8 protein-coding genes are annotated in these 7,409 nt (G+C 43.3%); 2 read left to right on the forward strand and 6 right to left on the reverse strand.

Features of this window, described 5'->3' with window-relative positions; genetic code table 11:
• Positions 1–127 precede the first annotated feature (127 nt).
• On the reverse strand, positions 128–586 hold the full coding sequence (locus AB4238_RS21045; RefSeq protein WP_372035435.1) for a hypothetical protein: 459 nt from the start codon (positions 584–586) through the stop codon (positions 128–130).
• A gap of 210 nt (positions 587–796) precedes the next feature.
• On the opposite strand from AB4238_RS21045, the gene AB4238_RS21050 reads away from it, so the two are divergent.
• Positions 797–1,633: a mechanosensitive ion channel family protein gene (locus AB4238_RS21050; RefSeq protein ID WP_372035437.1), complete on the forward strand. Its 837-nt coding sequence runs from the start codon at positions 797–799 to the stop codon at positions 1,631–1,633.
• Between the two features lie 17 nt (positions 1,634–1,650).
• Here AB4238_RS21050 and AB4238_RS21055 read toward each other — a convergent pair whose 3' ends face one another.
• From AB4238_RS21055 to AB4238_RS21075, 5 genes are all read right to left on the reverse strand, one after another.
• A complete protein-coding gene (locus AB4238_RS21055) occupies positions 1,651–2,535 on the reverse strand; it encodes a radical SAM protein (RefSeq protein ID WP_372035439.1) in 885 nt (294 codons plus the stop codon).
• Positions 2,536–2,789: 254 nt separating this feature from the next.
• A complete protein-coding gene (locus AB4238_RS21060) occupies positions 2,790–3,107 on the reverse strand; it encodes a putative quinol monooxygenase (protein WP_372035441.1) in 318 nt (105 codons plus the stop codon).
• A 6-nt stretch (positions 3,108–3,113) separates the two neighbouring features.
• Complete coding sequence (locus AB4238_RS21065; protein WP_372035442.1) at positions 3,114–3,572, reverse strand: GNAT family N-acetyltransferase; 459 nt, start codon at positions 3,570–3,572, stop codon at positions 3,114–3,116.
• A gap of 90 nt (positions 3,573–3,662) precedes the next feature.
• Positions 3,663–5,249, reverse strand: coding sequence for a DHA2 family efflux MFS transporter permease subunit (locus AB4238_RS21070; RefSeq protein WP_372035444.1), 1,587 nt, complete (start codon positions 5,247–5,249; stop codon positions 3,663–3,665).
• On the reverse strand, positions 5,249–6,322 hold the full coding sequence (locus tag AB4238_RS21075; protein WP_372035445.1) for an HlyD family secretion protein: 1,074 nt from the start codon (positions 6,320–6,322) through the stop codon (positions 5,249–5,251). Before AB4238_RS21075 ends, AB4238_RS21070 begins: the two co-directional genes overlap by 1 nt.
• A gap of 126 nt (positions 6,323–6,448) precedes the next feature.
• Between AB4238_RS21075 and AB4238_RS21080 the strand changes: the two genes are divergently transcribed.
• Positions 6,449–7,390 carry a LysR family transcriptional regulator gene (locus tag AB4238_RS21080; RefSeq protein ID WP_372035447.1) on the forward strand — a complete coding sequence of 314 codons (942 nt, stop codon included), beginning with the start codon at positions 6,449–6,451 and terminating at the stop codon, positions 7,388–7,390.
• Positions 7,391–7,409: the final 19 nt, after the last annotated feature.

The following is a 7,409-nucleotide window of genomic DNA, read 5'->3' on the forward strand; positions in this document are numbered from 1 at the left end:
TAACCACCTCTTTACCAATGCGCTTTGAATTGAAAAGACTGAGGAGCTCTGAACGGGTCAAAGACTTAATGCAATTGGTATCAAACTAATAAAGGCGCTTAACGCGCCTTTTTTATAAACTTATAAGTTATTTAAGCGCTTCTAACAGTGTTTCTGTTGAATCAAAATAACTGATTTGAGTGATCTTGTTATCTGTAAGCTCAATCAACGTCGCCTGATCTTTTTCAGCGGGTAGCGCCTTAGTTATCTCACCCTCTCGATCTAGTGCCACTCTATAATCAAACTTCTTAAACTGTGGAATCGCCACAAAGCGAGCAATTAATGAAGGCATACCACTGATATCTGCTACGTAAGCGAGAGAGTTAGTTTCATAAAGCGCAGGATCTGCTTCTAATGCTTCTTGGATAAGGTTGCCACCGTCCATGCTACGGCTAAACAATACGCGAGTAACGTTTTGATCAACAGCGTAATCTGCTTCGTATTGATCTTGTAATTTTAGTGTCTCCAGCTGATCGCCAATACCATAAGTATTTGCCCAGACAGAGGTCGCAAACAAACTACATATAACTAAAATAATCGCTTTCATAGTGGATCTCACTGATTAGAATTACCCTTGAGAATAACCTATTCTTGTTCGTATCACAGAAGGTTTACAGTAAACCATGATCATCTTCACGGATCGTTACCTATCCGAGTAAAAGTTGAAAACAAACTATTCTCAAGGTAAATACCAAGTTACAAAACAGTTTAACTTCAGTAAGCTGCAAAGTGAAAACGTTGTATTAAGGACCAAACAATGAATGAACAAGGTTTAGATCAAGAGATTGCTCAATTACAAAATGCCTATAGCATGATCACTGAGTTTATTGTGCAGTATAGCTTTAGTATTTTAGGTGCTGCGCTAATTTTCTTAATTGGCTTATGGGTTGCAGCTAAAGCATCCAACCTTGTCACCCGCCTTTTTGAAAAACATGAAATAGATATAACTCTCAGCAATTTCACCAGTAATTTTGTTCGTATATTAATCATTCTGCTGGTTGGTGTTATCGCCCTGGGAAAACTTGGGATTAGCGTGACCCCTATGGTTGCCGCCATTGGTGCTGCATCATTAGGTGCAGGTCTTGCACTGCAAGGGATGTTGGCAAACTATGCTGCAGGTATCACCATCATAGTGACCCGCCCTTTCATTGTCGGTAACACTATTGAAGTGAAGGGAGTGAGCGGATTAGTTAAGGATATTCACCTCGGCATGACAGTACTGACTAATGAAGAGGGCGAACAGATAAATGTGCCCAATAAACATATAGTCGGTGAGGTATTGCATAACTCTTTTGCTAACAAACTGGTAGAGACCACGCTCAATATCAGCTACACAACAGAGCCAGAACAGGTCGTGGCAATCCTCAAACAAGTATTAGCTGACAGTGCTCAGGTGAGTGACGGCGAGCATGCACAAGTGGGGATCAATGATTTTAATAGCATAGGCATTGAGATTGGTATTCGTTATTGGGTGGCAACCGAAAGCTATTTCCAAGATAAATACCAGACCAACGCCAGCCTAATCAAAGCACTCAGAGAAGCCAATATAGAGATCCCTTGCCCAGTAAGAGAGATCCATATTCAAGAGCCGTAAATATCGTTTTAGCAACACTACAAACCTCGTTGCCACTCCTGTCGCAATTGAATACGTTCGGGCGTATTCATTGCGGCCTCGACTTGGCTTAATAGGCTTGCTTTATCTTTACCCAATACGCCTTTTAATACTAAATAATTGGAAGCATGGTCTGAACGAAAGATAGTTTTATCCAGTTCTAAATGACTCAGAAGTAGCTGCATCTCTTCAAACAATTGCATTTGATTTGGCAATTGAAAATGACCATCAAACGCCTCGTCCATGCGCTCAGTGCCCAGTGGTAGCGTCACCACCAGCGTTGACAAAAATTCGGGTTGTGCTGCATTCATTAGCTTTGCAGATTGCAGTGCGTGTTGTCGGGACAAAGACACACCACCGAGTCCATTCAAAATCATTACAGAGGACTTGATCCCCGCCGCTTTAATCTTTTGCAATGCCGCCAATGAAGAAGCAAACGTTTCCCCTTTTTTGATCCGCTGCAACACTTCATCATCACCACTTTCACAGCCGATGTAGAGCAAAGTTAGCCCTAGTTCACGCAATCTTTGTAACTGCTCTGGAGTCTTGTTGTTGATATTACGAGGCAAACAATAACTGCTGATCCGTGTCACTGACGGTAGGTATTTTTTTATAAGTAAGCAGATCTCTTCCAACCTGGCGAATGGCAGTGTCATGGCATCGCCATCAGCTAAAAATACTCTAGAGATATGAGCCTGAGAACTAGAGACTTTGATCAAGTCTTGTTCTATTTTATCGATTTTTTGCGCTCGAAAACGCTTCTGGCTGGCAGTGTACATATCGCAGAAACTGCATTGGTTCCAACTACAACCATTAGTCACCTGCAGAATAAGTGATTTCCACTCAGAAGGGGGTCTAAATACAGGTTCAATATAATTTAACACTGCTTACCTTTTGTTTATCAGTGAGTAGAGGTAAATTTGAACACTTTTATCGTTAAAACACTACTGTTTATGGTGGGCTAACTTGATGAACAACGAAAACTTGCCATGAGATGAGGCTTATATTCCACTATTACCCCAAGCTGTTAAAACTCCAGCTTTAGCCAGCTCGGGGTAATACCAATCAGTATAAGAAGTTGCTCTACTCAGAGCGATAAAATCTTTATGTTGATTGGTATAAATGCTATTTCACACGGTTATGCAATAACTTCGTGGTAGGTTTCTACATGATGAGACGCAACAAGCTCAGGCATTACATGATGAAAATAGTGCTGAATAGCATCTTTTTCACAATGGCTATTAAACGCTGCTTCATCGACAAATTTTTCAACAAAAGTGACTTTATCGGCATGATCTCGACTTAGATTAAGCTCATATCGAATACAACCACTTTCTCGACGAGTATCAGCAATTAATGCCGATAATGCCTCAACTAAAGCCGCTATTTTTCCGGGCTTTGCGGTAAATGTAGCCACACAGACAAGTTGTTGAGTATTGACTTTATAATCTGACATTTTTATCTAGCGCTCCAAAGTTAATAACATATCGAGGTGAGGGATCCCATCTTCAAGATACATCTCTGATACTGGCTCAAAACCGAGCTGTTGATAGAAGCCTTTTAAGTGCTCTTGTCCACCGAGCTGAATATTATGCTCAGGCCACTTCTTGGTTGATATCGAAATAGCTTTTTTCATCAAGGTATGCGCAACTCCGCCTCCTCGAGCGACTTGGGAGACTACCACACGCCCAATGCTGGCATCTGGATAACTCACACCAGGCGCTAGCACCCGCGCATATGCTTGAATGACGCCTTGTCCATCAACACCAAGTAAGTGCTGGGTTTGGCTATGGCGATCTTTGTCATCTAACTCTGGATAGGGGCAGTTTTGCTCTACCACAAACACATCTACTCTCAGCTTGAGTAACTCATACAATTCATCCAGTGTAAGCTCTGAAAAAGCTAGCGATTTCCACAACAAAAGTCTCTCTCCATAACTACGAGTCTAGGCTGCAGTCTAGCCGCTTCAAATCAACAAATACAGACAATATTAACTAAGAGAATAGATTGCTTAGCTAATAGCAGTAGCAGCCGGTTTGCGGATTGATAGTACCGCTACAACAGCCACCATCAGCAACGCTGACATAATGAAAAACACATCGTTATAGGCCTGAATAGATGCTTGCTTGGCCATTGTTTGTCCTAGCAGTGCCGAGGCTTGTAAACCAGCAGTCACTGGATCAGAACCGGCCGCTTGCAACATATTAGCTGAGGCCGCTAAATACTCATTCGCCATTGAGCTCACTGCGGGGATAGTTTCTTTTATGTGTGCCAAATGACTACGGCTTAAATTGTCTGTTAACGTAGCAACAAGCGCAATTCCTACTGCACCACCAAGATTTCGGATAACGTTAAGTACCGTTGAAGCCGACGCGTTTTCAGATTTACTAATGCGCGCTGTAGCCAACATACCAATAGGCACCATAATGAATGGCTGACCAATGGCTCGAACCACCATAGACGCTATCATTTGCGGTCCAGCAAAGTCTGATGTCATATGACTATTCATGTAATAGCTAACACCAAACATGAAAAAGCCGAAACCCGCCAAATAGCGATTATCAAATCGTTGCATTAATTTGGGCATAAAAGGCAAAATCAGTAACTGAGGAAAGCCCATCCACATCAGCACTTCACCAATCTCTAGTGAGTTATAGTTCTGCACTTGCGATAGATACAGCGGCACCATATAAATCGATGAGAACAGCGCTAAGCCCAACAGAAAATAGGCAATAGTAGAAAGCGCAAAATCTCGCTGGCCTAGTAACTTTAGATTCACTAGCGGGTTGCTTCTTTTAATCTGCAAATAGACGAAAATAACTATATTAATCGCAGATATAATCGCTAGATCTCGAATAAAATCTGAGCTAAACCACTCTTTACGGCTCCCCTCTTCTAGCACCACCTCTAAACAGCCCATCCCGAGTGCCATGGTGATTATACTGCTTACATCAACGTTCTTTAGTTCCGGCCAGTTTATCGGTTTTTTAACTAAGCCATATGCCAACATAGACATCACCAGCAACCCTGGCGGAACATTAATATAAAACAGATAATGCCAGCTAAACTGCTCTGTTAACCAGCCACCTAATGTTGGCCCTATCGAAGGCGCAAAGGTAGCCGTGACCCCAAATAAGGCCATGCCCACAGCACGCTTCTCATCCGGCAGGTATTCAAGGATAAGTCTAAACGCCATCGGAATAAGCGCACCACCAAAGAATCCCTGCATCGCTCTAAATGCGATCATTGATTCTAAATTCCATGCGACTGAGCAAAGCAGAGAAGCGCCTATAAATATGGCGCTATTCCATAGCATGTAACGCCGTATATCCAGCCCTTTGCTGAGCCAACCTGAAAGGGGAATTGCTATCATCTCAGCAACTAAGTAGGCAGTAGCAATCCAGGAACCCTCCTCAAGCGTTGCCCCTAAACCGCCTTGGATCTCTTTCATTGAAGCATTGGTAATTTGGATATCCAAAATAGCCATAAAGGCGCCAATCAGACCACCAAAAACCGCTATCCAAGCGCGGCGACTGCCACGCTCAACCTGCTCATAGGCAGGAACAATGCTTGGTTGAGATTGCTGCAAAACTGGCATTATTGTTTAGCCGAGTTAAGAGCAACGGCTTCAGTTAAGCCACTTTTCGAGGTATCTACCTTAACTAATGCACTCAAGCCTGGAACGATTCTTACCTGTTGAATGTCTCCAGAAGTTGCTGATTCGAGGCGGATCCTAACGGGGATCCTTTGTACTATTTTAGTGAAATTACCGGTGGCATTCTCAGCAGGTAACAAGCTGAATTTTGCACCTGAAGCTGGTGCTAAGCTGTCTATCACCCCAATAAATGATTCACCAGAAAAAGCATCAAGCTCTACCGCTACCGTTTGCCCAGGCTGCATATGCTCTATCTGGGTTTCTTTAAAGTTCGCAGTTATCCATACGGCGTTGTCTGGCACTAAACTATAAATGGCTTGCCCAGGCTGTACATATTGTCCTTGCAGCGCACCGCGCTTACCCACTATGCCATTAAATGGTGCGGTTATTTGTGTATCAGCCAGTTGGATTTTCGCCAGTGCGAGTCCCGCTTTAGCTTGCTCGACACTAGAATCTGCCTCAATAAGCTGCGATTTAAATACTGCTAGCTCGCGTTGCTTAGCCACCAAAGCAGCCTCTGCTTCATCGAGATGAGCTATCGCTGACTGGAAACCAGCTTGCGCCTCATCAACGGTATCTTGTGAACTGTAGTTTTTGATTTTAAGCTGAGTCGCCCGGTTAAGCTGCTGCGATGAACGCAATCTTTCAGCCTCGGCAGCTGCCACGCCCGCTTTTGCTTGAGTAATCAGTGCACGTTGCAGATCAACCTGCGCCGCTAATGTCTGCAAGTCCGCGTTGGCACTAGCCAGCATAGCCTGATTTTGTGCTACTTTTGCCTTGTATTGATTATCTTCGAGTTGCGCCAATAACTGGCCTTTCTCAACATGCTGATTGTCGGTAACAAAGGTCGCAGTGACATACCCTGGTACCTTAACGCTGATATTAGAAATATCGGCTTCAACGTAAGCGTTATCGGTAGACTCAAAGTTACGCACTTCAGTCCACCAGTAATAACTACCAGCAGCTGCGGCTAACAGCAATATCGGTATGGCGATAAACGTTCTATTAATGGACATAAGTGACTCCCCAATCATCGGCCCGTAAATTAGTAGAAGACATTTTACTACTGTTTCACTATATTTATTAGATAGCTAAAAAATTACCCACTGTTTCACAGGTGTAACAATGATAGGTTTAGACAAATGGATTTAAATCGAGTGCAGATGTTTGCTCAAGTGGTTGAGCAAGGAAGTTTTACCAAGGCAGCCAAGGTCTTGGGGATCACTAAAGCAACCGTAAGCCGCAAGATTGCAGAGCTAGAAGCTGACGTTGGTGTGCAGCTCCTGTTTAGAACAACTCGAGCCTTAAAGCTGACCGAAGCGGGGGCAAATTATTACAATCGAGTACATCATATTCTCTCTGAACTGCAAAATGCAGAAGATCAACTCAGTGCGAGTCAACAAACCATTGCTGGCCATCTAAAAATTATCTGTCCAATCGAACTAGGCCAGCTCTACTTTGGCAGAGTGCTGGCAAAGTTTCTCAAAGCTTACCCGCAGATAACCATTGAAGCTGAACTGACAAACCGTAAGGTTGATGTGATTGCCGAAGGTGTTGATTTCAATTTTCAGATCACCGAAAAGCCCAATGAAGCATTGCAAACATACACCCTGATGAATACGCCTAAAGTACTGATGGCAAGTCCTGAGTATCTCAACCAGCATGATACGCCGCAGATCCCTGAAGATCTTAGTCAGCATCAATGTATTCGACTTTCGACCCCCTATGTTGACAATAGCTGGACTCTGTTTAATGGCGAGCAGTGGATAACCGTCGAACCTAAGTCTAGGCTAGAGACCAATAACATTACTTTGGTTCGAGAGGCCGCAATTGAGGGGCTTGGCATCGCCACTGTGCCAATTATTATTGGTAGTGCGGCAATCGAGAATGGTCTTTTAGTACCTGTACTTGAGGACTATCCGATGAAACAAAGTGCTGTCACCATGAGTATGCCGCAGCGGATTTATCTCCCCAGAAGATACCGAGTGTTTATAGAGTTTTTATATCAAAGTTTATTTGAAAATTGGCAAGATCAAATTATTGATATACCAGACTTTATAACCGTTCCAGCTCAAGGCCATTGAGTTTATACCAATCAGTATA

The sequence above is a fragment of the Shewanella sp. 10N.286.45.A1 genome (assembly GCF_041470405.1).
GTDB lineage: Bacteria > Pseudomonadota > Gammaproteobacteria > Enterobacterales > Shewanellaceae > Shewanella.

Excerpts from the sequence above, each read along its gene's own strand:
- AB4238_RS21045 (WP_372035435.1), bottom strand. The coding sequence starts at position 586 with ATGAAAGCGATTATTTTAGTTATATGTAGTTTGTTTGCGACCTCTGTC.
- AB4238_RS21050 (WP_372035437.1), top strand. The coding sequence starts at position 797 with ATGAATGAACAAGGTTTAGATCAAGAGATTGCTCAATTACAAAATGCC.
- AB4238_RS21060 (WP_372035441.1), bottom strand. The coding sequence starts at position 3,107 with ATGTCAGATTATAAAGTCAATACTCAACAACTTGTCTGTGTGGCTACA.
- AB4238_RS21070 (WP_372035444.1), bottom strand. The coding sequence starts at position 5,249 with ATGCCAGTTTTGCAGCAATCTCAACCAAGCATTGTTCCTGCCTATGAG.
- AB4238_RS21075 (WP_372035445.1), bottom strand. The coding sequence starts at position 6,322 with ATGTCCATTAATAGAACGTTTATCGCCATACCGATATTGCTGTTAGCC.
- AB4238_RS21080 (WP_372035447.1), top strand. The coding sequence starts at position 6,449 with ATGGATTTAAATCGAGTGCAGATGTTTGCTCAAGTGGTTGAGCAAGGA.